Here is a 436-nt window from a genome sequence, read left to right as displayed (position 1 = left end):
TGCAGAGTTTCTCTTAACTGCTCTAAGGTAACTTGAATCGATTCTTTCATATCATTCTCTATCGTGATTGAAATATCAAAAAGGGCTCCCTTAGGAGCCCTTTTCTATAAATATAGATTATTTACAAGGCTAAACAATACGGCTAGGCATTCGATGCCGTCATAAAGTCTCTGATTTGCTTGCGGTAGTCAGATAAACGGTTTGGTGTCATTAAGTTGCGTGACTCATCCAACACGTTTCCGCCCATATCGTCAGCAATTTTCTGCGCCGCACTCAGCATCACATTGAAGTTTTGATCAGCTTGACCATAACAAGGCAACGTCATAAAGAACGAAATACCTTTAGTCGTGAAGTCAGCAGGATCATCATATTCTAGCGTTCCTGGCTGCATCATGTTTGCAACGCTGAAAATAACCTTTGGTGCATCTGTAGATTG

The 436-nt window shown here is 41.1% G+C and carries 1 protein-coding gene; it reads right to left on the bottom strand.

The window, feature by feature from the left end; translation table 11 throughout:
• Window positions 1-142 precede the first annotated feature (142 nt).
• A partial coding sequence (gene zipA / locus AB4512_RS22710; protein WP_372175798.1) for a cell division protein ZipA occupies window positions 143-436 on the bottom strand: 294 nt, incomplete at its 5' end.

It is taken from the genome of Vibrio sp. 10N.222.52.B7, assembly GCF_041474275.1.
GTDB lineage: Bacteria > Pseudomonadota > Gammaproteobacteria > Enterobacterales > Vibrionaceae > Vibrio > Vibrio crassostreae_C.
This window is presented reverse-complemented; position numbering and strand designations above follow the sequence as displayed.